We start from the raw sequence: 24,143 nt of genomic DNA on the forward strand, positions 1-24,143 counted from the left end.
TTTATCAAAAAAGAGCTTGAGGTTTAAGAAGGGGCTAGTAAAACTAGCCCAAAATTTATTTTACTCGTAAAAACCGCTTGGCTTTCCAGTAAGATCGATCATGATATTTTTCATCTGAGTATAGTGTTCAAGTATGGTCTTGTGTGTTTCTCTGCCGATGCCTGAGTTTTTATATCCGCCAAATGGCGCACCCTCTGGAATTTGGTTGTAAGTATTAACCCATACACGACCAGTTTCTATTGCGCGCGCGACACGAAGGGCTTTTGTGATGTCTTGAGTAAAGACACCTCCACCTAGACCGTATTCGCTATCATTTACCATTTTTATAAGCTCTTCTTCATTTTTAAATTTTATTACAACTCCAACAGGACCAAAAATCTCCTCTTGTGCTACTCGCATATCATTTGTAACATTTGTTAAAAGTGTAGGCTTTACAAATGCTCCCTTTTCGCAACCATTTGCAGTATAAGCTTCACCACCGACGGCAACTTTTGCGCCCTCGTTTTTGCCTATCTCTATATACTCTAAAATTTGCTTAGCTTGCTTTGCGTTAACTTGTGAGCCCATCTGAGTGGCTGGATATAGTGGATCTCCAACTTTTATATTTTCAAATCTCTTAACAGCTGCCGCCATAAACTCATCATAAAATTTCTCTTCTACAAATATCCTTGAGCCAGCGCAACAAACTTGACCCTGGTTAAACAAAATTCCAAGCTGTAAGCCATCAAGAGCTTTTTGCAAGTCTGCGTCCGCAAAGAATATGTTTGCACTTTTTCCGCCAAGCTCAAGCGTAGCTGGTATGATGCGTTGAGCTGCTGCGATAGCGATATCGCGGCCTATCTCAGTTGAGCCAGTAAATGCTAGCTTGTCAAGTCCTGGGTGATTTTTTAGCCATTCGCCAGATTTGCTTCCGCGACCAGTAACGATATTGACTAGTCCTTTTGGCAATATGTCGCCTATTAATCTAAAAAGCTCAAGCACACTAAGGCTGGTTTCTGAGCTTGGCTTAAAGACACTTGCATCGCCAGCAGCTATGACTGGAGCTAGCTTCCAAGCTGCCATCAAGAATGGGAAATTCCACGGAACTATCTGACCCACAACGCCGATAGGCTCACGAAGCACGAGCGAGAGCTGCTGCTCGTTTAAGACATTTGCACTACCTTCTTCGCCTTGTATCACGCCTGCAAAATATCTAAAGTGCTTTGCTGCTAGCGGGATATCTACATTCATTGTCTCGCGGATAGGTTTGCCGTTATCCATAGTTTCTACTTTTGCAAGATGTTCTGTGTTTGCGTCGATTATGTCAGCTATTTTATTTAGCAGAGTGCTTCGCTCTGAGATTGTGCTATGCTTAAATTTTTTAAATGCAGCACGAGCCGCCTTAACTGCTTCATCAACATCATCTTGTGTTGCGTCTGCGATCTTTGTTAGGAGTGCCCCATTGGCTGGGTTGTGCGCTTCAAGTGTTGCGCCATCTTTTGCTGAACGCCACTCACCATTGATGTATAAACCATATTCTGATAATAGTTTTACCATAGTGTTCTCCTTATAAAATATAATGTTGTCATTATATTCCTAAAAAGGTTAAAAGTTTTTAAATAAAAAGAAATTTTGGATTTACAAAAGTGAGTGGCTAGAGTTGCTAGCCATTAAATATTTTAAGCTCTTTTTGCGTAGAAATTTCGCTTAAACTCGCTAAATTTGGCGTTTATGATCGCCTCTCTTATTTGCTTCATTAAATTTAAATAATAATGTAAGTTGTGAATGCTTGCAAGGCGAAAAAATGTAAGCTCGCGCGCCTTAAACAGGTGGTTAAGATATCCACGCGAATAGTTGCGACAGGTGTAGCATGAGCATTCTGGATCGATTGGTTCATGGTCGTTTATAAAACGAGCGGATTTTACATTTATCTTGCCAAAACTAGTAAAGAGTGTGCCGTTTCTGGCGTTTCTAGTTGGCATCACGCAGTCAAACATATCAACGCCACGCTCGACATTTTCGACTAAATCCTCAGGCGTGCCAACTCCCATAAGATAGCGTGGTCGCTTCGCATCGATAAACGGCATCACGCCCTGGACCGTGTCATACATCTCTTGATTGCTCTCGCCAACGCTTAATCCGCCAATTGCTAGCCCATCAAAATCCATCTCGCAAAGCTTTTGCGCACAAAATTTGCGTGCCTCATAATCCGTGCCACCTTGGATAATGCCAAAGATATTTTGATGCACTCCAACGCCCTTACTTTGCTGAGATCTATGATAGCGTATCGCTTCATCTGCCCATTTTATCGTGCGTTTTAGACTTAGCTCTACTCGCTCTTTTGTCGCAGGAAGTGCGACTAGATCATCAAGTATCATCATGATATCAGATCCCAAATCATACTGAGTATCAAGCACCGAACGCGGCGTAAAATAGTGCATAGAGCCATCAATGTGGCTTTTAAATTTTATCCCGCCATCATCATTTTTGGTATTTGCCCTTAGGCTAAATGCCTGAAAACCGCCACTATCTGTAAGAAACGAGCGATCAAATTTGCTAAATCCATGAAGTCCGCCAAACTCCTTTACTATCTTTGAGCCAGGGCGTAGATACATGTGATAGGTGTTTGCTAAGATGATTTTAGCGTCTAAAATTTCACGCATATCGGTTGCGTCTAGGCTCTTTACAGCCCCAACTGTGCCAACTGGCATAAAAACGGGAGTTTGTATTTCACTATGAGCTGTTTTTAGCACGCCTGCACGAGCGTTACCATCGGTGTTAGTTACTTTAAATTCCATTATTTTCCTTAAAAATCTATTTTTGATCAAAAGGATAGCAAAAAGTGGCTGAAATTTTAAAGCTAGGCTTTGCGAGGGTGATTATTTTTGGGCTTTTGTCTTACTTTTGCACTCTGCCAGCCATCGCTTTAAAAATATTTATCTCGTTGTTTATGATTTTATATTTTTGCTCTAAAACGCTTATGATGGCTTCTAGTTCGCTATTTTTAGCATTTAAGTGCTCTTTTAGCTCAACCTTGCCATAGTCATACTTTAGTTTATAAATTTTGCTTATTTGTGCGTAATTTTTTGCTTGCTCCGTAAAATTATTAAGTAAAATTTTATCATTTTCCAGCTCTTTATATGCGCCATAAACTTCATTTATAGCAGTTGTTAAACGAGATATGTATTCAAGCTTTGCACTTTGAAAACTAGCTTCACTTACGCGTAAATTTGCCTTTAGTCTAGAGTAGTTAAGAAATGGTAGATTTAAGGCTATGTTGCCATTTAGTAAATTTAGTGAAAAGCTTTTTTTTAGTTTTTCATCACTATCACTTAATGAAGCGCCTATGCTAAGGCTTGGGTAGAAATTTTTCTCGCTTACTTTTACATTTAAAAGAGCTTCATTTATGCGTGCGATACTTGCTTTTAGGTCAGGTCTATTTGATAGTGAAAATATTGGAACTTCAATATCTACACCAAGTGGCTTTGTTTCAAAAATTTCTTTAAATTTAAACTCAAAATCGCCTCTTTCATTCAGTAAATTTTTTAATGTTTGCTTGATTGTATCAAGGTTTTTTTGTGTTTGAAGTATGCGGTTTTTTATAGATAAAATTTGACTTTGAACCTGTTTTTGTGATATTTGCTCATCTTTGCCAAAACTAACTTTGTAGTCAATTATCTTTCCTAACATTTCATAATTTTGCAAAGTTTGTTTGTAAAGTTTTATGGCATTTTTTAGATATATGGCGTTAAAATATCCACTAGCAATGCTATTTATAAGGCTTAGTTTTGTTGCTTGTAAGTCCCACTGTGTGGCATTTACTTCCCACACAGCAGCGTCTTTAGAATCTCTAAGTTTTTGCCATAAATCAAGCTCATAACTTACCGAGATGGAGGTGGAAAATTTCTCTTGCCACTGGCTATTAGACCCTATATCACGCGACGCCTCCCCTCTTAAGGTTGCATTAAAATTTGGGAGCAAATCGGCTGATATGATGCCTGCTTGTGCTAAGGCTTTATTTATAGTTATGGCTGATTTTTTAAGGTCTATGTTGTTTTTTAAAGCAGTATCTATAAGCTCGTTTAGATAATCCTCATTATACCCTAGCCACCACTCTTTGTCTATTTGTATAGTTTGGTTTTCATCAACTAAAATTTCTTGATAATTTTTATCTACTTTTGAAACAGTGCAACCACTAAAAAATATTGCCAAAGTTAAAACAAAAATTTTATACATCCTACTCCCTTGAAAGTGCGTCTATTGGGTTTAAAAGGCTTGCATTTCTTGCGGGCATGTAGCCAAAGACTATGCCTATACCCATTGAAGTTGCAAGTGCTGCGATGACTGATTCGTTAGAAAATATCATCTTAAACAAGCCAGAGGTATTTACGATATAGCCAACTCCATAAGCAAGCCCAACACCGACCACTCCGCCTATTATACAAAGCAAAATAGCTTCCATTAAAAACTGCTGTAAGATGTTTGTTTGTCTGGCGCCTATTGCCATTTTTATTCCTATCTCTTTTGTCCGCTCAGTCACTGAAACAAGCATTATATTCATCACTCCTATACCGCCAACTATGAGCGATATAACGGCTATTGATGATATGAGCAGTCTCATGGTACCTATGGTCTCTTCCATGGTTTTTTTTATGCTGTCTGAGTTTCTTGTAAAAAAGTCTTGTCTGCCGTGTTTGATGGTTAAAAGCTCGGTTATCATCTTTTCGGCAACTTGTGCATTAACCTCCTCATCAATCTTTGCTGTAATAGAACTAATATAGCGATCTCCTGTTATTTTGTTTATCACGGTTGAATATGGGGCGTAAATTCTAAGCTGACTTGGGTCGCCAAATGAATTTGAGTTTTGCGCTATAACGCCAATGATCATCAAAGGTTTTTTGTTTAAAAGTAAGACCTTGCCTATAGGGTCTTCATCTTTAAAAAATGACCTTTTTGTGTTTTGATCTATGACCACCACCGAGGCAGAGGCTGCTACCTCATCGGCATTAAACATCCTTCCGGTTTCTATATTTAACCCATTTACTTTTAGTGTATCAATTCCACCACCTCTAAGCGATGCTGTGAGTGATAAATTTCTAAAAGTTACTGTGCCATTTGTTGAGGTGTTTGGTGTGACTGACTCTAAAAAGTCTTGCTCTTGAAGTAAAGCCACATCACTAATACTAAGCGTTCTAACTTTACCAGAAAGCATGTCTCCAAAGCCTTTTCCTGGCATAATGTCGATGGTATTTGTGCCAACTTTTCGTATGCTTTGTAAAATTTGTTCTTGTGAGCCTTTGCCAAGTGCTACCATGCTAACGACTGCTGCAATGCCTATGATGATGCCAAGCATTGTTAATATAGAGCGTAGCTTGTGCGAAACGATGGCTGAAACTGACATTTTAAAGCTTTCTATAAGTTGATCTTTGTAGTAGGTAAATATACTTTTTTTAGGTTTTTGGCTTGGTTTTTTTAGAAAAATTTCATCTTTTTTTACGCTATCTGAGATGATACTGCCATCTTTTATCTCTATCACTCGATTTGCGTAGTTTGCGATATTTTGGTCGTGTGTGACTATTATTATGGTATGACCTTGTTTATATAAATCAAGTAAAATTTGCATAACCATCTCGCCACTTTTGCTATCAAGTGCGCCAGTTGGCTCATCTGCAAGGATTATCTCGCCGCCATTCATCAAAGCTCTAGCTATGCTAACACGCTGCTGCTGTCCGCCACTTAGTTTGTTTGGCAAGCTTTGTGTTTTATCACTAAGACCAAGATCTGATAAAATTTCAACCGCACGCTCTTGGCGAGACTTTTTATTTACACCAGCATAGATACTAGGAAGGGCGACATTTTGTGTGGCATTTAAGCTAGAGAGAAGGTTATACCTTTGAAAGATAAATCCAAATTTTTCACGCCTAAGCTCTGCTAGCTCGTCCGCTTTAAAATTTGTTATATCCTTGTCTTCAAGCAAATACTCGCCACTGCTGGCATTATCAAGACAGCCAAGTATGTTCATCAAAGTTGATTTACCTGAGCCACTTTGTCCGATAATGGCGATAAACTCGCCTTTTTTTATCTTTAAATTTACATTCTTTAAGACAGTAGCTTCGTTTTCGCCAGTTTTAAATTTTTTGGTGATATTTTTTAGCTCTATCACCTCATACCTCTTCGCTCTTTTGATACAAGGCTTGCTATCTCTTCGCTTGTGCCTTGTGATGTTATAATCGTTTCGCCTTCACTTACACCGCTTAAAATTTGTGTCCTTAGGCTATCGCTTATGCCAGTTGTAACAACTCTTTTTTCAACATTTTTTCCATTTGTTAAAACCTCTACAAATTTTTGCTTATCATCGTTTTTTATCGCTATACTAGGCACTATGATTGCATCTTTTACCTCATCTACAAAAAGGGCATTTTCTGTTGTCATGCCTATACGCAAGATACCTTCGCTATTTTGAACTATACTTTGTGCATAATAATATATAGCAGATGAGCCTGAGCTTATGTTTGATGTGGATTTGTTTGAGTATTTTCCATCACTTAGGGTAGTAAGGGCTGGGTCTATGGAGCTTATGGTGGTGTTAAATTTCTTATTTGGCTCTGAAAGTATAGAGTACTCGACGCGAGTTCCAACTGAAATTTTTGTTATGTCGCCTTCTGCAATTTGCATTTTTAGTTTGACATTGCTAAGGTCGGCTATATTTACGATAGTTGGAGTGGTTTGATTAGCATTTACTGTCTGCCCCTCTTCAACCTGCACCGAAACTACAGTGCCGTCTCTTGGGGCTGTGATTTTAGTGTAACCAAGATCTATTTGAGCTGTATCAAGAGCTATTTTTGCCTGTTCTATCTGAGCTTTTAACTCTTTTATATTTGCATTTGCTGTTGTGTATGAATTTTTGGCATTTTCAAATTCAACCCTTGAAGTGGCACTATTTTTATAAAGCTTTTGCTCTCTTTCAAACTGTATTTTTGCTATATCAAGAGCTACTTTTGCCCTTTCAAGCTGAGCTGTGTAAATTTCAAGCTGAGCCCTGCGGTTATCTACATTGTTTTTTTGCGTTTGGCTGTCTATCTCGGCTATCATGTCGCCTTTTTTTACATTATCGCCGAGCTTAACATAGAGTTTTTTTATCTGTCCACCAACTTGCGCACCCACATCAACAAGCTCGGTCGCAAAAATTTCTCCAGTTGCTTGAACGCGTTTTGACAGTGTGCCTTTTATGGCTTTTTGAGTTATATACTCGATCTTTTGTTCTTTTTTGTAAAATTTTTCATAGGCAAAGTACCCACCTACGATAAGTATAAAAATTAGTGTAATTTTTTTAAACATTGCTTGGACTTTCTTTAAGTTTTGCTAATTTTAATTAAAAAATACTAACAAAAGGTTAAAGTGATTTATTAGGTTTTAAACTTTAACGCTTTATAATCCGCATTTAGTTTTTAAATTTAAGAAGTTTGTTGTGTATATTCCTTTATTATCGATATTTTTTATAGTTGTGCTTGGTTTTCTTGCAAAAAAGATGAAAATTTTAGAGCAAAAAAATTCATCTGTTTTTATAAATTTTGTCCTTTGCTTTGCTTTGCCTGCACTAATATTTGATAAAATTTATCACATAAATATCGACATACATCTTTTAAATATCGTTACAACTGGCTTTTTTGCTTCTGCTTTTGGAGCTACTATATCGCTTTGCATATCGCTACTTTTTAAATTTAGCCGCGCAACGACTGTTAGTGTTGTTATGCTTAGCTTTTTTGGCAATACGCTTTTTGTTGGCATACCAGTTATAGAGGGCTTTTTTGGTCGTAGCGCAGTTGATATGGTCATATTTTATGATCAAGTAACAACATCTATACCCATTGCCATACTTGGACCTGTTATACTCTCTTTTGGCGTAAAACAGCGAGTAAGTCTTTTGCAAAATTGTATGAAAATTTTAAAATTTCCGCCATTTATATCTGTGACTTTAGCTTTGACAGCAAAGAGCTTTTCTGATATTTTTGTATTGCCACAAGAGCTTTTTACTCCGCTTCGCATGATAAGCTCTAGCGTAACTCCTGTTGCACTCTTTGCAGTTGGACTTGGCTTAAATTTTGGCGGAGTAAAAAGTTCATACAAGGGCGTTTGTATTGTAATGCTTTGTAGGATGGTGGCACCTGCGGTATTTTTTGTTTTAGTAGTGAAAATTTTTAATTTTGAGATAAATCAAACATGGTTAGTTGGCATGATGTTATCGACTATGCCGCCTATGGTTTTAGCTAGCGCTATGATAATGAAAGCTGAGCTTGATAGCTCTCTTGCTGTGAGCTCTGTTGCGCTTGGAGTGGCTTTTGGTTTTGTTACTTTACCCATAATTTATATGCTGTTTGCAAGTTAGAATTTGTTTAAAAATGTAACATATAATTCACTTTTTTAAGTAAGGAAAATTTTTGGATCATTTTAGTATAGAGGTTTTAAAAACCAAGCAGCTACTTTTGTATAAATTTAAGGGCAAGCTTGATTATAAAAATGCCAAAAAAGTGCGTGAAATTTTATCAAATTCATTGCGTTTTAAGGGCGAAGTGGAGTATGATTTTAGCTTGCTTTTGAGGCTTGATTATGCTTGTGCTATACTTTTAAAGCGTGCTATAAATGCTAAAAAAGTAAGCATTAAAAATGCAAATGATAGTATAAAATCTGTTCTTTTAATGCTTGATGATAAAGATATAGACTTTAAATATAAATCCCCACAAAAAAATCTAAATTTGCTTGAACGACTCGGAAAAAGGGTTATAGAAGGCTTTTATAATGTTTTTGAGTTGGCTGGATTTTTAGGGGAGTTTATAATAAAATGTTTTGCCATTTTGTTAAATCCAACAAAACTTCGTTTAAGAGAGCTTAGTAACTACATAAAAGATGCTGGAGTAAATGCTGTTTTTATCGTATCTTTGACATCTTTTTTAATAGGTGTCGTTCTTGCTTATCTTGGAAGTTCTATGCTTGCAAATTTTGGTGCGAGTATATTTATAGTTGAGATAATGGGTATGCTAACTTTACGTGAAGTCGCCCCACTTATAGCCGCTATCGTTATAGCTGGACGCTCAGCGTCAAGTTTTACTGCACAAATAGGAGCCATGAAGCTTACTGAAGAGATAGATGCTATGAAAACAATGGGCTTTGATCCTTTTAGCTTTCTTGTTTTGCCAAGGATTATAGCTATGATGATATGTGTCCCGTTAGTCATCTTCATAGCTGACGCGGTTAGTATCTTTGGTCAGATGATAGTTTGTGAAAATTTACTTGATATATCGTTTTCAAGCTACCTTAGCCGTTTTAAAGATATGGTTGAGATGCGCCACTTCTTGGTTGGAATGATAAAAGCGCCGTTTTTTGGTATAGTTATCGCTATTATCGGCTGCATGCGCGGTTTTGCTGTTAGTGGCGACTCGCAAAGCCTTGGAACACTTACAACTTTAAGTGTTGTAAATGCTATATTTTGGGTTATAGCCATAGATGCTTTTTTTGCGATATTTTTTATGTGGATAAATTTATGATAAAAAATATTATAGAAGGTAGAGATATAACGACAAATTATGGCGAACGCATAATGCATGATAGTGTCAGCTGGAGCATAAAACAGGGTGAAATTTATGGCTTTTTAGGTGGAAGTGGAAGTGGTAAAACTACGCTTTTAAAAACGATGATATATCTAAATAAACCAAAGAGTGGGACATTGCTTTTTGATGGCAAAGATATGTGGAATAGCGACGCAAAAACAAAGCAAGACATAAAGCTTGAGTGTGGGACTATGTTTCAGTTTGGCGCGCTTTATAGCTCTATGAGTGTGCTTGATAATGTTGGTGTTTTGCTTAGTGAGTATTCAAAATTTAATAAGCGCGAAATAGATGAAATTGCAAATTTTTGGATACAAAAGGTTGGACTTAAAAAACAAAGTGCTACGCTTTATCCAAGTGAGTTAAGTGGTGGGATGAAAAAGCGCGTAGCCTTAGCTAGAGCTCTTGCGCTTAGCCCTAGAGTACTTTTTTTAGATGAACCTAATAGTGGGCTTGATCCCATGAGTGCCAGAGCTATGGACGAACTTCTTGTAAATTTGCGAGAAGCGCTTGGTATAAGCGTCGTTATGGTAACGCATGATGTTGATAGTATTTTTGATATACTTGACAGATTTTTAATAATTGAAAATAAAAAAATAGTTTTTGAAGGCGATCTTAAAGAGCTTGAAATGGCTGAATATAATCCGCTTGAAGAGCTATTTAAAACAAGGAATAACAGTGGAAAATAAAAACTCATACACGATAGTTGGGCTATTTTTTCTTATTTCGACCTCATTTCTTGGTGTTTTTATGTGGTGGATGAGCGGAAGCGATGGCAAGAGCGTTGAACAAAAAAATTATTACATACAAACCCATGAGTTGCCAACTGGTGTAAGGGTTGATTCTCAAGTTAAATTTATTGGTGTTGGTGTTGGAAGTGTAAGCAAGATAGATTTTTTAGATGATGGCAAGATAGAGATAAGTATGAAAATACGCGATGATATAGATATAAAAAGCGACTCTATCGCTGAGATAGAGCTTCAGCCTATAAGTGGTGTGGCTAGTATTAATATCTCTCGTGGTGTTGCAAACAGTATAAAAGATGAAAAGCATCCTATTATCAAGCTAGAAGATAGTATGCTTACAAAGCTTAGAAACCAAGCACAAGATATAACATCAAAGATAAATGTAAGCTTAGAACGCTTAAATTCGCTCCTTTCTGAAGATAATTTTAAGCATCTTAGCTCAACGCTTGAAAATTTAGATGAGTTTAGCAAGCTTATAGGAAGCAAAGAGAACTCTAAAAACCTAAGTGAGCTTTTGGCAAATTTAAACGCTATAAGCTCTGATGTAAGTAAGGCAAATGTGAGTGATTTAAGCAAAAACCTAAACTCTATCTTGCTTAATGCGAATAAATTTTTACTAAGCGCCAACGCTGCAACGGCATCTTTTAGCGAGCTTGCAAGAAGCACACAAAGTAAGATAAACTCAGGTCAGTTAAACATCAAAGAGGCTATGACGCCACTACTTAATGAAGCTAGTATATTTATAAATGACTTTTCTAAGACATTAAGAGAATTTCGAGGTGCGATGGATAGGCTTGAGGATAATCCTTATGATTTTTTCTTTAAAGATCCAACATCAAAGGACGGTAGATGAAAGAAATTTTAGTAGTATTTTTGGCTGTGTTTATTAATGGTTGTTCGCTTAAAAATAGCGTTGCTAGAGCTGATATGTATGAGATATATTACTCACAAAAAGAGTGTGTTACAAAGAGCAAAACGCCAAAAAATATATACATTCAAAATGTATCCGCTCTTGATTTAGTTGATAAAAGAGAGATACTTATAGTGGCTGAAGACAATAAAATACACCACCTTTATGACGCTAAATTTATAGCTCAACCAAGCGAAATGATATATAAGGCACTTATAAAAGGAGCTTATGCTAACTGTGGAGTAAAGCCAATATTTTCGCCAAATTCAAGCGATTTACGCCTTAAAGTAAATGTAGTTTCGCTGCAAATTAGAGGTGATAAGGCTGAGGTTATTTTGGCTTATGAGCTTTTTAGTCTTGATAAAAGCGTTAATTCAGGAGTTGTTGTAAAAAATGTTTTTTGTCCAGACCCAAGCAGCAAGAGTATTTTTGATAGCATAAATAAAAGTGTAAATTTAGCCATCGATGAGCTTTTAGGAAGTGTTATTTAAGCCTGATTAAGCCCATTTTGCTATAATGTCTATTTTAATGGAGCTATAATGAAAAAAATTTTAATCATAGCAGATGGGCTTTTTGCAAAAAGTTTTATAGACAAGCTTTATGGCTTACGCTCAAATTTGCACCATTATGTCGTTATTTCAAACGATAAAGATATTATCGATACAAAAAATTCATTCGAAAATTTTACATATCATCACTTTGATCCAACATCTCTTTCAAGGCTAAAAGCTGTGATAAGTGGCTATTTTAGTCAGTTTATCATCATTATGCAAAATGAGGTCGATGCCATAGCTAGCTATGAAAATTTACGCCAGATTAGTACAAAAACAGACATAGTTTTTTTAAATTTATGGAACATCAAGCATGAGAGCATGAGCGAGGATAAGCATCTTGAGTTTGTGGATAATAACTCTATTATCTCAACACACTTTGTTGGGCACTTACCAGATATGCCATCGCTAGCTGATAATATCGGTCTTGGGCAAGGCGAGATCATGGAGGTTAAAGTCCCGATAGGAAGTTCATATATGTATCGTCATCTAAGTTCATTGCAACAAAAAAGGTGGCGTATCGCACTTATATATCGAAGTGGCGAGCTTCTTTTGCCAAGCAGTAGCCTAATGATCCGCCCAAATGATACGCTTTTAATAGTAGGCGATCCGCAGGCTTTGCATGCAGTATATCGTTCAATAAAGCGTGAGCCAGGTCAGTTCCCAAGCCCTTTTGGTAGCAATATCTATGTATTTTTAGATATGAAAGTAATGAGCAACCGAAGAATGCAAAAAATAGTCGCAAACGCCTTATATTTGCATGAAAATTTAAGTAATAAGCGACTTATATTTAGGGTTGTCAATCCAACTTTTAATACAACTTTTACAATGCTAAAAGAGATACATGAGGAGAAAATTTCTGTTGTGATTGACTATATGACTGCTGATAACTCGCAGATTATAGCAGATATTTCTAGCAACGACATAGGTTTTGTGATAACTGATGATGGGTATTTTAATAAATTTAAACGCTTTTTTTATATGCTAAAACTACCGATTTTAAAGCTTGGAGAACGAGATTTTAGTGAGATAAGGCAGGTGGCTATCCTTAGTGATGGAAAGGAAAATATAGAAAATCAATCAGCCGTCATCATGGATATCGCATCTCAGCTAAAAATGGAGATAAAGCTTTATTATTTTAATGTAAAAAACACAAAAGATGAGGATATAACAGAGCATTTTGAAAGTATTAGCAGTCTTTTTGAAAAGGACATCAGCATAGAAAATAGCAAGAAAAATCCACTGCTAAAACTATCGCAAATTGATACCATGTTGCAGTTTATAACATTTGATGAGCACTTACTAAAAGGTGGCTTATCAACCCTTTTATCAACAAGTATCTCGCGCCATTATGGCAAAATGAAAAAGAACGCACAGCTATTTATACCAGCTAGTTCATGAAGTTAGGAAAATTATGAAAGTAGAGTTAAATTTACATAAAGCAACGCAAAAATACAATGTCTATATCGATGAGCTAGATGAGATAAAGCTAAATGGCAAAGTTGGTATCATAACAAATCCAAAAGTGGCTGGACTTTGGCTTGGTTGGTTGCTTGAGCGGTTAAAATGTGATGAGTATTTTATCATCACTGTTGCTGATGGTGAAGAGTATAAAAATATGGCTAGTGTGGAGCAAATTTTGGAGCAGCTTTTTGTAAGTAAATTTGATAGAAATTCTACGCTTATAGCCCTTGGTGGCGGAGTTGTTAGCGATATGACTGGCTTTGTTGCCAGCATTTATGAGCGAGGTATAAACTTTATAAACATTCCTACTACGCTTTTAGCTCAAGTTGATGCTAGTGTAGGCGGAAAAACAGGTGTAAATAACAAATTTGGTAAAAATCTTATCGGCTCGTTTTATCAGCCAGTGGCTGTTTATTGCGAAAGTAGGTTTTTAAAAACGCTACCAGAGCGTGAATTTTCGGCTGGTTTGGCTGAGGCTATAAAGATGGCTGTGATGTTTGATAGCTCGATGCTTGACATGCTTGAGAATTTTAATATAAAAGATGAAAGTGCACTTGCTAGGATTATTTATAGTGCAGTTTGGTTAAAGGCTGATGTAGTGCAGCAAGATGAGCATGAAAAAGGACTTCGTGCGGTATTAAACTATGGGCACACCTTTGCTCATGTGATAGAAAATGAGACAAATTATAAGCAGTTTTTGCACGGAGAGGCAGTGGCGATAGGTATGAATATGGCAAATGCCCTTGCCGTTAGTCTTGGACTTATGAGCGAGCAAGAAAAGCTCAGGATAAAGAGACTTTTAGAGAAATTTTCACTACCTACAACCTATAAAATAGCTGATGAAAATTCATTTTATGAAGCTTTTTTTATGGATAAAAAGAGTGAAAATAAAAAGATAAAATTTATCCTGCCAAAAGGTATAGGCGCTCACGAGATAAGAAGTGACATAAAAAAAGAGCAAGTTTTAGAAATTTTAAGAGAATTTAAATGAGAATTTTATTTTGTTTAAGTCTATTCTTAGTTTTAGCATTTGGTGAGATAAATGCTAGCATTGATGTAAATTCCAGCTTTTATAGTCCAGAGAATAGCGCTAAAATATCTGAGCTTCAAAAGCAAATTGATGCTATTGATTTAGCCTTAAAAAATAATATTTGGATTACGCGTTATGCAAATTACAGAACATATGAAAAGATCAAAGTTGAGCTTGAAAAAAGTGAGGCGCAATATAAAAAGATAGATAAAAATAGTCGCAAAGCCGAAGAGTTAGATAAAAAGATAAACACACTAAACGAGCAGATAAATTTACTAAAAGAATTTGAGAAAATGCCTTTTTCTCAGATGTTAGCCTCTCCAGACATCAACTTGCCTCCGCGCATAAGTAACCCAATAGCTCTTGTTGGCGGTTTTTCATATATGAAAAAAGTAGCAACAGATAAAGAAGAATACGCAAAGCATATTCGCGAGCTTGATACTATTATCGAAAAACTAAAAAATAAAGAAGATTTACTATCCGATCTTATAGCGCTTACAAATGACATAAACTCTAGTGTGGTTGATGAGAGTATGCTTGAAGATCTTACTCGTCAGATAGCTGAGTTTAAAGGCACAAAACAGATAGCTGATACTACTTTTAGCGTTTATGAAAAGCGTGCTGAAGAGGCGATAAATATTACTAAAAACGAAGTAAAGTCGCAGGTAATAAGCCTAGCTACTATCGCTATACTTATACTTGCTATCATTGGTCTTAGTTTCTTTTTTAAATTTGTTGCAAAGCGTACTATTAGCGATGATGATCGTTTTTATACGGTAAATAAATTTATAAATTTCATCAACTTTTTACTGATAATCTTAATTTTACTCTTTGCCTATATAGAAAATGTAACTTATATAGTAACTGTGCTTGGTTTTGCCTCCGCAGGTCTTGCTATTGCTATGAAAGATATGTTTATGAGTATGCTTGGTTGGATTGTTATAACTGTTGGCGGGACATTTCATGTTGGTGACAGGATAAAGGTGCAAAAGGGCGACATAGCCTATGTTGGCGATATTATAGATATATCGCTACTTAGAATGACTGTTTTTGAAGATGTTACTATGGCCTCATATCTTGAAAAAAGCCGTAGAGCAGGGCGTATAGTATTTGTGCCAAACCACTATATCTTTACAGAGCTTATCTCAAACTATGCTCATTATGGTATGAAGACAGTTTGGGATGGGCTTGATATATTTGTAAGTTTTGACAGTAACCATAAAAAGGCCGTCTATATAGCAAAAACTATCGCAAGAAAATATTCAAAAGGCTATACAGACATTGCAAAGCGCCAGATGGGAAAACTTCGTGCGCAATACAGCATTAAAAACTCAAATGTAGACCCGCGAGTTTTTACTCTTTTTGAACCTTATGGAATTTGTATATCGATTTGGTATATGGCAAATTCCTACGCACCATTAGCACTTAGAAGTACAATAAGTGCTGAGCTTATAGATGCTTTTAGCAAGGAAGATGACATTCGTATTGCATATCCAACGCAAACTCTTTATACTGCACGCAAAATTTCGCCAAATATTCATAGCGAGATAGATGAGGGGCTAAATGAGTAAAGAGAGGCTGTTTTTTAAGACCTTTGGTTGTCGCACAAATATATATGACACTGAGCTGATGAAGAGCTATGTTAAAGACTATGAGATAGTTGGCGATGAAGAAAACGCCGATGTGGTAGTGATAAACTCATGCACTGTAACAAATTCAGCTGATAGCGGCGCTAGAGCTTATATAAACGGACTAAAAAAACGAGGCATACGCGTTATACTAACTGGTTGTGGTGCTGTTAGTAAGGGCAAAGAGCTATTTGAAAAAAGCAGCGTTTTTGGGGTTATTGGTGCTAGTGAAAAAAGTAAGATAAATGAGCTTTTAAAGGCACAAAAACCATTTTTTGAGCTTGGAAATTTAAAAAGTATTGACAAAAACATCGTTACAAATTATGAAAATCACACAAAGGCTTTTATAAAAATTCAAGAAGGTTGCAACTTTATTTGCAGCTACTGTATCATACCAAGCGTGCGTGGCAAGGCTCGTAGCATGGATGAAAATGCCATTATAAATGAAGCTAGAACTCTGGCTAAAAATGGCTATAATGAGCTTGTTTTAACTGGTACAAATATCGGTAGCTACGGGAAAGACACGGGCTCTAGCCTTGGAAGGTTACTTCAAAATTTAGGGCAAATTTCAGGGATTAGGCGTATTAGACTTGGTAGTATTGAGCCTAGTCAGATAGATGAGGCGTTTCGTGAAATTTTGCAAGAACCGTGGCTGGAGCGCCATCTTCATATAGCGCTTCAGCACACTAGCCAAGCTATGCTAACTATTATGCGTCGCAGAAATACAGCCTTTCGCGATATCGAACTATTTAACGAGCTCGCAGATATGGGCTTTGCGTTGGGTACTGATTTTATAGTTGGACATCCGGGCGAGAGCGATGAAGTTTGGACTGAAGCAGTTACAAATTTTAAGAAATTTCCACTTACGCACCTTCACGCCTTTGCCTATTCGCCGCGTTCTGGTACGCACTCAGCAACGCTTAAAAATGAGATTAGGGGCGATATAGCAAAGTCAAGACTTAAAATTTTAAAAGATATAGTTACGCAGAATAATTTTAAATTTAGAAGCAATATAAAAAAGCCATTAAATGTTCTAGTTGAGCAGAAAAATGGGGCTTTTTATGAGGGGTTTGATGAGTTTTATAACAAAGTTTTTATAAAAACTAACCGAGATATATTAAAAGAATGGGTTGTTTTAGAGCGATTTGAAGCCAAGATGGAGGCAAATTATGCGCAAATTTAATAAAAAAAACATCATAGTTATAGCCGCGGTCTTACTTGTGTCGGTTCTTGCGGTTGCTTGGTTTAGATATGAGCCAGAAGACATTAGCTACACCAGATATGAGGTTTTGTTAAGTCAAAATGCAATACAAAAAGCAAAGATTGATGATGGATATGTTTATTTGCAGACTACGCAAGGAAATTTTCGCATACTTGCCTATGCTATTGACCTAGGAGTGCTTTCAAGAAGTATCCCAACCACAAAAGAGCCTAGCGATCTTACACCGTTTTTGCTATCTGTGTTGCTGTTTTTAGTGCTTTTTGTTAGTGCTTTTGTGTTTTTTATGTTTAGGCTTGCTAGGAAAAATTTAAAACTAACTCAGCCAGCTGACAAAAACACAGCCCAGATGCTTGAGGTGGGAGAGCTTATCTCAGAAAAGTTAGGTCCTGTACTTTCAAATGTAAAATTTAGCGATGTAGCAGGCATTAGCGATGTTAAAATAGAACTAAATGAGATAGTTGATTTTCTTAAAAATCCAGCCAAATACCGCATGCACGGCATAAAAATGCCAAAAGGTGTTCTTATGGTTGGACCTCCAGGTGTGGGTAAGACGCTTGTTGCAAAGGCTGTTGCTGGAGAGGCAAATGTGCCGTTTTTTTATCAAAATGGTGCAAGCTTTGTACAAATTTATGTTGGCGTTGGCGCAAAGCGAGTTAGAGAGCTTTTTGCTCGCGCAAAAGCTTTGGCACCGTCCATTGTTTTTATAGATGAGATAGATGCTGTTGGTAAAAGTAGGGGGGATGGGCGCAATGATGAGAGAGAAGCCACGCTAAATCAGCTCTTGACCGAGATGGACGGCTTTTTGGATAACTCGGGCGTGATAGTTATCGCTGCAACAAATCGCATTGAGATGATAGATGAGGCGTTGCTTCGCGCTGGGCGCTTTGATAGGCGAATTTTCTTATCTTTGCCTGACGCAAAGGAGCGCGTAGAAATTTTGCGCTCATATCTGCGAGATAAAAATTTTAGTGGAGATATTGAAGACATTGCAAAGCTTAGTGTCGGTTTTAATGGTGCAGCATTAAGTACCTTAGTAAATGAAGCAGCCATAAATGCTTTGCGCCGAGAAAGCGATGTGATAGAGCTTGGCGACTTTGAGCAAGTTCAGCAAAAGGTTCTTTTTGGGCAAAAAAGGGCATTTAGCTTTAGTGAAAATGAAAAACGCATACAGTCACTTTATCAAGCCGCAAAAGCACTTAGTGCCTATTGGTTTGAGGTAAAATTTGAAAAAATTTCACTCACACAAGAGAGATTTTGCGACTTAGAACACGAGATAAGCTCAAGAACGCAACTACTTTCAAAACTTAAGGTGTTGCTGGCTGGCGTAGTAAAGCTTGAGCTTGAATATGGTGATGTATTTTCAAATAGTAGCGAGGATATCGCGGCCGCAAAAGAGCTTGCTCAAAAGATGGTTTATGAGTATGCCATGGGCGAGTCGTTTTTGGCAAATCCATCTGATGTTGAGAAAATTTTAAGACAGGCGCGTGATGAGATAGCTGAGTTTTTAGGTAAGATGAATACACAGACAGCAGAGATTGCACAAAAGCTTTTTGCAAACGAGAGCATTGAAAAAGATGAAATTTCTAAAATTTTAAGCAAACAATACGAATAAAGGAGAAAAATGAAAGCAAAAATAGGTATCTTAACACTAAGTGACCGCGCAAGCGAGGGCGTTTATGAGGATCTTTCTGGTCCTGCGATAAAGCAGGTTTTAAGCGAGTGGATAACAAGTGAAGTTGAGTATATTTATGAGATTATACCTGATGAGTATGAGTTGATTTGTGAGCGACTAAAGTTTATGTGTGATGAGGTGGGTTGTGATCTTGTACTAACTACTGGCGGGACCGGTCCTGCGCTTCGTGATGTAACGCCAGAGGCAACAGAGGCAGTTTGTGAGAAGATGATGCCTGGTTTTGGCGAACTTATGCGCGCGGCAAGCCTAAAATATGTCCCTACGGCTATCCTTTCGCGTCAAACAGCTGGCATTAGAGGTCATGCACTAATTGTAAATTTACCAGGCAACCCAAAAGCTATAAGAGAGTGTTTGGAGCCAATTTTCCCAGCTATTCCTTACTGTATCGATCTTATAGAGGGTGCATTTATCCAAACAGATGAAAATGTAATGAAGGTATTTCGCCCAAAACAAAAGAAAATTTCTTAACTACAAGGTGGGTTTTGCTCACCTTGTAGCTCTAGTTCGTAAAGTTTTGCCTCTTTTAAAAATGCATAAAAGGCGTTTGACATCGCCGCTATAAAGCCTCTTTTGCCATTTAAAAAATTTCTCCTTATAAAGTAGGACTTAAAAAATGCAAGTGGCATAATAAACAGAAGTTTTGATGTATTTGATCGTCTTTGCGTAAGAAATTTCTCTTGAGCTCTTAGGCTTGAGTAGCTGTTTATCTTGTTTATGTGTGTAGTTATACTATTGCTACCATAGTCATAAAGCAGTGCGCTAGTTTTTCGTACGCGACCACTAAAATTTACACTTTCATGAACCAATTTTTGCGGATAAAAACCCATTGATTTTTTAAAAAATCTGATTCTTGTTATGGGCTTTGTAAGTGTGTTAAATGAGTTCATATATAAACTTACTATGCTTACTTCAAGTGCGTCCGTGTCGTTGTTTTGAATGGTTTTTACTATCTCATTTTTTAGTTCGTCAGATAGCCTTTCATCAGCGTCAATATTTAAAACCCATTCGTGCGAACAAAGGCTTTTTGCATACTCTTTTTGACTTGCGTAGTTGCTAAAGCTTTTGTGGAAAATTTTATCTGTATAAAGGCGCGCTATATCTAATGTGTTATCAGTGCTGCCACTATCTACAATGATAATATCATCAAATTCCTTAACAGCCTCAAGTGTTCGTTTGATATGTTTTTCTTCGTTTAAGCAGATGATAAAAACTGAGGCTGGTATCATGTTTTTTGCTCATTTTGTACTAAAAATTCATAATATTTTGAAAGCAGCACATAAATCGTAACCGCATAAATCATAAAAAATGACCATCTACTGCTTGAAAGTACGAAAGTTGAGTGCAAAAATGAAAAAGCATACATCACGCTAAATAGACTAATAAACATAAAAGCACCCTTTTTGTATGCATTTTTTAGTACGCCAAAAAATAACACAATTAAAAAACAAAGCCCTACAACTCCTTGCTCTGCAAGTATATCAAGCCAAGGGCTGTGTGAATGATGAGCGGTTTTATTTTTCTTTGGATCTATTTCATGGCTTTTAAATTCTGGTTTATAGTATTCAAATTGCCTGTGTCTGAAATTTTTATATCCTACACCAAGTATAGGGTTGTCTTTAAACTGCTCAAATGCTGTTTTCCATATGGCTACACGCAGGTGCTTTTGGTTTTCAAATGGATTTTTGAGTGTTTTTACTCTATTTTGTAGTGCTGGGTTGGTATAAAGTAGTACCGTAAGACACAAAATCAAAAAGCCAAATACTCCCAGTGCAGTTTTTCTATAAGGATTAGCCCATGTAATAATAGGTATAAATATCGCTAGTATTATAAGTGGACCGCGGATACCACTAGCTGGCACAGCAAGCAAAATACCAAAAAGCCCAAGAGCGTAGAGTATGTAGTGTGATTTAGAGCGGTGTTTAAGAGTTAGCATAGCCCCAAACATACCAACAAAAAGCGGTAAGATATATGGATAAATCCTATCTGCACTAGAAAAAAGATCGGTTGCTCTGCCGATAGTAAGCTTTGTGCCAAAGATATTATAGCCAAGTGATAGCTGTAAAATAGCGTTAAAAGCTATAAACAAAACGATATAAATTTGAAGCTTAAAAAAGCGTTCTAGTTTTTGCGTTGAGTTTAGCTCGGTTTTTATAGCAAGATATAAAAGTACCCATAAAAACAGCACCCCAACAGACTTAGGTATGTCATCTTTATGTGTTGCCCATATCACGCTAAGTAACATGTAAGCACACCAAAGTGACATAAAGATAAAAAATTTATCTTTAAATACAAAAAACTGCCTAGTCTTATATGTTTTAAACATAAAAGCAAGCACCATCAATGTGCTTACGATATTGTAAGACTTGCCTATATAAAGGGTGAGTGAAAATATAAAAAGTAACGCCGCAAAGATGTTGTCGTAAGTTAGATGTTTTCTAAAATTTTGTATATTCATATCAGTTCTTTGTAAATTTTTATATTTTCTTCGCACATTTTCTCTAAAGAAAATTTGTCTATAATGTAGTTAAATCCATCAAATTTAAGCTCTTTGGCAAGTAAAATTTTTTCTGCTAGCTCGCTTGCATTTAATGGCTCAAAAAAGTAACCGTTTTTTCCTTCTATAATGATGTCTTTTACTCCGCCGTGATTGCTTGCTACAACCGGTGTGTTTATCGTAATAGCTTCAGCAATGCTTCTGCCAAAACTCTCTGGTTTTATCGATGGACTTGCCACGACATCGCTTAGTTTATAAATTTTAGCTACTTCACTGATGCTTCCTAGAAATTTTACATTTTCGTAAATATTTAGCTTTTTGCAAAGCTCTTTTAGCTCTTTAAAGTGTTTTTGTTTTTTTGCATGAACTCCGCCAGCGATTAAAAGTGAAATTTTAGTCTCTTTTTGCTTTAAAATCTCTACGGCTTTTATCAAGGTTGCTATATTTTTACTTTGGCTTATGCGACCAACACAAGAAATGACAAGCTCATCTTTAAGATTAAACTCAGTCCTAAGCTCATCTTTGCTAGGTAAAATATTTGGATCAAAACTACCTATATCTACACCACGAAATATGACTGAAATTTTATTATCATTGGCTTTAAAATGCTTTTGTATATGCTCTTTTGCAGCGTTACTAACGCAAATAATATGAGCGGCATCAGTCATTATCTTGCTATAAAAATTTGGTGAGTTTAAACCGTGAATGGTGCTTACTACCTTAAAATTTAGCCCAATTTTTGCAAATTTTAAAAGCCATGCTGGAAAACGACTTCTTACATGCACTATGTCTGGTTTTAGCTCTTTTAGTATGGCTCGAAGCTTCAGCACTCTTGGCAAAAATGTAAGTAAATTTTTGTTTGAAACATCCATTTTTACATGACTAATGCCATTTTTTAAAAGCTCATCTACTAACTTTCCTCCTTTGCTTATAACAACTGAAATGGTATTAAAATTTTTTAGTTTACCAGTTAGCTCTACCACGCCACGCTCGACACCACCCTCATTTAGCTCAGGAAGTAACTGTACGACCTTCACAGCTTTATTTCCTGTAAAATTTCTTTTAAATTTAGCTTTTTTGTTGTTTTTAGCTCGCAGTTTTTAGTATAGATTTGTGCCAAACCAAGTCGCTTAAGGTTGTTTATAAAAAGATCAAATTTACTATCTTTATTGTTGCTAAGCTCTAAAATAACCACGCTCGCACCAGGGGTACATACGGCCTCGCTAACCATTGAGACAGAATCTTGCGTGATAAATACAAACTCGCAGCTTTGCATAAAATTTCCTATTGGGTTTATCGGGTTTTTGCAAGGATCTATAAAATACTCAAAACCCTCTTTTTCTAACTCTTTGACTATATTTTTAGGTGTTCTGTTTGAAGTTGTGAGCATTATTTCATAGTCAGAAAAACGGTTTTTTAGCTCTTTTATGACACCTATAATGTCCTCGTTCATTTTAAAAATTTTATTATCCCCGCCTATTAAAAAACCTATGGCTTTACCTTTTGGGGTGTGGTAAATTTTGTTATTTATAAAATTTATATTAACTGGCAGATTTATCACATTTTCTTCACCACTTTTGTCATGAAAGGTGTTAAAAACTAGGCTAAAGTCGTTTCTAAAGCCTTTAGGAAGCATTAAGGCTATGTTTTTTATCCCAAGTTTTTTCGCATAAAATTTATTTGCATAATATGTCCCAGAACCGCATGAGATTACGATATCAAAGCCAGTCAGGCTCATCTCTTTTTTTGAAAAAATAGGTAGATAAATTTTAAAAAAGTCCAGTAGATAGCTTAATAATTTTAAAAACTTACAGGTAAATTCTATTTTAAGAACATCATATTCATAGCCCATTAGCTTGCAAAATGCTATGCTTTGGCTCTCGTGCCCAGATCTTTTATCGCTAATGATAAGAACTCTTTTCACTTTCGCCACCTATTATGCATCCAAAACCACTGCGAAGGATCGAGTCTGACGATTTGCTCAAATATATCGTTAATGTGTTGGGTTATAGCCAAAATATCATCGTTTTTGCTACCTTTTATCACACTTTCATCAAAATTTTTGATGATGATCTCATATTTTCCGCTTTTATCGCGTAGTGCAAATATCGGCACGATAACAGGATTAAATTTAAGCTTTAAAAGAGCTATAGGTGTTGCTGTTTTGCATGGTATGTTAAAAAATGTTGTAGAGAGTGAGCCTTGTAGGCTGGGGCGCTGATCGATTAAGATACCGACATTTTTGCCTTCTTTTAAATAGCGCACCATATTTAGCATAGCACTATCTTTGCTGGCTAGCTCGTTGCCAAATTTTGTTCTAAATGGCAGAGTTATGTTTTGTTCAATCAGCTTGTTATTACCCTCTCTGCCTATAACCAGCAGCGTTATGCCCTTGTACGCAAAATAGTTTGACAAAGCCTCCCAGTTTCCAAAGTGGGCGGTCGTAAATAAAATAGGTCTTGTGCCATTTTCTGAGAGCTTTTTAACCAAGTTTATCGCCTCATCTCCATTTATAAAAAGTTGCTCAAGCTTAAGTTTATCGTTATACACCAAAAGCGCCTCACAAAGCGTTTTGGCAATGCTTTTAAAATTTTCTTTTGCTAAATTTTTAGCCTCTTTTTGTTCTAAGTCAGGATATGCAGCACTGATGTTTTTTATGGCTATTTTACGGCGCGAAGCAAGTATATAAAAAAGAAGTATCGCAAGACTCTTAAAAAATGCATAGCAAACGCTATTTGGAAAAATTTTAGTAATTTTGATAGCAAAAAGAGTCAAAAAATACTCAAATTTTTCCCTCAAGACTGACCTTTTTATTTTTTCATTT

21 protein-coding genes are annotated in these 24,143 nt (G+C 36.4%); 11 read left to right on the forward strand and 10 right to left on the reverse strand.

From position 1 onward, the window contains the following. Positions 1 to 60 precede the first annotated feature (60 nt). From U5B17_RS02550 to U5B17_RS02570, 5 genes are all read right to left on the reverse strand, one after another. Positions 61 to 1,536 (reverse strand): aldehyde dehydrogenase family protein, encoded by a 1,476-nt coding sequence (locus tag U5B17_RS02550; protein WP_430803786.1) that lies wholly within the window; start codon positions 1,534 to 1,536, stop codon positions 61 to 63. 122 nt (positions 1,537 to 1,658) lie between these two features. Then, positions 1,659 to 2,777 (reverse strand): tRNA guanosine(34) transglycosylase Tgt, encoded by a 1,119-nt coding sequence (gene tgt, locus U5B17_RS02555; protein WP_430803787.1) that lies wholly within the window; start codon positions 2,775 to 2,777, stop codon positions 1,659 to 1,661. A 100-nt stretch (positions 2,778 to 2,877) separates the two neighbouring features. After that, positions 2,878 to 4,215 carry a TolC family protein gene (locus U5B17_RS02560; RefSeq protein ID WP_430803788.1) on the reverse strand — a complete coding sequence of 446 codons (1,338 nt, stop codon included), beginning with the start codon at positions 4,213 to 4,215 and terminating at the stop codon, positions 2,878 to 2,880. Between the two features lies 1 nt (position 4,216). Continuing rightward, positions 4,217 to 6,142 carry a MacB family efflux pump subunit gene (locus U5B17_RS02565; protein ID WP_430803789.1) on the reverse strand — a complete coding sequence of 642 codons (1,926 nt, stop codon included), beginning with the start codon at positions 6,140 to 6,142 and terminating at the stop codon, positions 4,217 to 4,219. Then, on the reverse strand, positions 6,139 to 7,317 hold the full coding sequence (locus U5B17_RS02570; RefSeq protein ID WP_430803790.1) for an efflux RND transporter periplasmic adaptor subunit: 1,179 nt from the start codon (positions 7,315 to 7,317) through the stop codon (positions 6,139 to 6,141). Before U5B17_RS02570 ends, U5B17_RS02565 begins: the two co-directional genes overlap by 4 nt. A 130-nt stretch (positions 7,318 to 7,447) precedes the next feature. On the opposite strand from U5B17_RS02570, the gene U5B17_RS02575 reads away from it, so the two are divergent. The 11 genes from U5B17_RS02575 to mog are packed head-to-tail and all read left to right on the forward strand — an operon-like array spanning position 7,448 to position 19,293. Beyond that, entirely contained in the window at positions 7,448 to 8,365 is a 918-nt protein-coding gene (locus tag U5B17_RS02575; RefSeq protein ID WP_430803791.1) for an AEC family transporter, read from the forward strand. Positions 8,366 to 8,417: 52 nt separating this feature from the next. Beyond that, positions 8,418 to 9,521, forward strand: a complete 1,104-nt coding sequence (locus tag U5B17_RS02580; protein ID WP_430803792.1) for an MlaE family ABC transporter permease — start codon at positions 8,418 to 8,420, stop codon at positions 9,519 to 9,521. Then, entirely contained in the window at positions 9,521 to 10,270 is a 750-nt protein-coding gene (locus U5B17_RS02585; protein ID WP_430803866.1) for an ABC transporter ATP-binding protein, read from the forward strand. Before U5B17_RS02580 ends, U5B17_RS02585 begins: the two co-directional genes overlap by 1 nt. Continuing rightward, positions 10,260 to 11,180, forward strand: a complete 921-nt coding sequence (locus U5B17_RS02590; protein WP_430803793.1) for an MlaD family protein — start codon at positions 10,260 to 10,262, stop codon at positions 11,178 to 11,180. The genes U5B17_RS02585 and U5B17_RS02590 overlap by 11 nt, the downstream gene beginning before the upstream one ends. Continuing rightward, the gene (locus U5B17_RS02595; protein ID WP_430803794.1) at positions 11,177 to 11,728 is read left to right on the forward strand and encodes an ABC-type transport auxiliary lipoprotein family protein; all 552 of its coding nucleotides are present in this window, start codon (positions 11,177 to 11,179) and stop codon (positions 11,726 to 11,728) included. Before U5B17_RS02590 ends, U5B17_RS02595 begins: the two co-directional genes overlap by 4 nt. A 48-nt stretch (positions 11,729 to 11,776) precedes the next feature. Beyond that, entirely contained in the window at positions 11,777 to 13,189 is a 1,413-nt protein-coding gene (locus U5B17_RS02600; protein ID WP_430803796.1) for a COG3400 family protein, read from the forward strand. Between the two features lie 13 nt (positions 13,190 to 13,202). Further along, positions 13,203 to 14,243: a 3-dehydroquinate synthase gene (gene aroB, locus U5B17_RS02605; RefSeq protein ID WP_430803797.1), complete on the forward strand. Its 1,041-nt coding sequence runs from the start codon at positions 13,203 to 13,205 to the stop codon at positions 14,241 to 14,243. Further along, entirely contained in the window at positions 14,240 to 15,853 is a 1,614-nt protein-coding gene (locus tag U5B17_RS02610; protein ID WP_430803798.1) for a mechanosensitive ion channel domain-containing protein, read from the forward strand. Before aroB ends, U5B17_RS02610 begins: the two co-directional genes overlap by 4 nt. Next, positions 15,846 to 17,093 (forward strand): tRNA (N(6)-L-threonylcarbamoyladenosine(37)-C(2))-methylthiotransferase MtaB, encoded by a 1,248-nt coding sequence (gene mtaB, locus U5B17_RS02615; protein ID WP_430803799.1) that lies wholly within the window; start codon positions 15,846 to 15,848, stop codon positions 17,091 to 17,093. The genes U5B17_RS02610 and mtaB overlap by 8 nt, the downstream gene beginning before the upstream one ends. Continuing rightward, positions 17,080 to 18,744, forward strand: a complete 1,665-nt coding sequence (locus tag U5B17_RS02620; RefSeq protein ID WP_430803800.1) for an AAA family ATPase — start codon at positions 17,080 to 17,082, stop codon at positions 18,742 to 18,744. Before mtaB ends, U5B17_RS02620 begins: the two co-directional genes overlap by 14 nt. A 9-nt stretch (positions 18,745 to 18,753) precedes the next feature. After that, positions 18,754 to 19,293 carry a molybdopterin adenylyltransferase gene (gene mog, locus U5B17_RS02625; RefSeq protein ID WP_430803801.1) on the forward strand — a complete coding sequence of 180 codons (540 nt, stop codon included), beginning with the start codon at positions 18,754 to 18,756 and terminating at the stop codon, positions 19,291 to 19,293. Here mog and U5B17_RS02630 read toward each other — a convergent pair. From U5B17_RS02630 to U5B17_RS02650, 5 genes are read right to left on the reverse strand one after another with little or no spacing between them, the layout of a single operon-like run. After that, the gene (locus U5B17_RS02630) at positions 19,290 to 20,051 is read right to left on the reverse strand and encodes a glycosyltransferase family 2 protein (protein ID WP_430803802.1); all 762 of its coding nucleotides are present in this window, start codon (positions 20,049 to 20,051) and stop codon (positions 19,290 to 19,292) included. The two genes, mog and U5B17_RS02630, sit on opposite strands and share 4 nt — an antisense overlap. Beyond that, entirely contained in the window at positions 20,048 to 21,280 is a 1,233-nt protein-coding gene (locus U5B17_RS02635) for an O-antigen ligase family protein (protein ID WP_430803803.1), read from the reverse strand. The genes U5B17_RS02630 and U5B17_RS02635 overlap by 4 nt, the downstream gene beginning before the upstream one ends. Continuing rightward, complete coding sequence (locus U5B17_RS02640; protein WP_430803804.1) at positions 21,277 to 22,356, reverse strand: glycosyltransferase family 4 protein; 1,080 nt, start codon at positions 22,354 to 22,356, stop codon at positions 21,277 to 21,279. The genes U5B17_RS02635 and U5B17_RS02640 overlap by 4 nt, the downstream gene beginning before the upstream one ends. Then, positions 22,353 to 23,243 carry an ELM1/GtrOC1 family putative glycosyltransferase gene (locus tag U5B17_RS02645; RefSeq protein ID WP_430803805.1) on the reverse strand — a complete coding sequence of 297 codons (891 nt, stop codon included), beginning with the start codon at positions 23,241 to 23,243 and terminating at the stop codon, positions 22,353 to 22,355. The genes U5B17_RS02640 and U5B17_RS02645 overlap by 4 nt, the downstream gene beginning before the upstream one ends. Further along, entirely contained in the window at positions 23,240 to 24,118 is an 879-nt protein-coding gene (locus U5B17_RS02650) for a lysophospholipid acyltransferase family protein (RefSeq protein ID WP_430803806.1), read from the reverse strand. The genes U5B17_RS02645 and U5B17_RS02650 overlap by 4 nt, the downstream gene beginning before the upstream one ends. Between the last annotated feature and the right edge of the window lie 25 nt (positions 24,119 to 24,143).

The organism is Campylobacter australis (assembly GCF_050586305.1).
Taxonomy (GTDB): Bacteria; Campylobacterota; Campylobacteria; order Campylobacterales; family Campylobacteraceae; genus Campylobacter_A.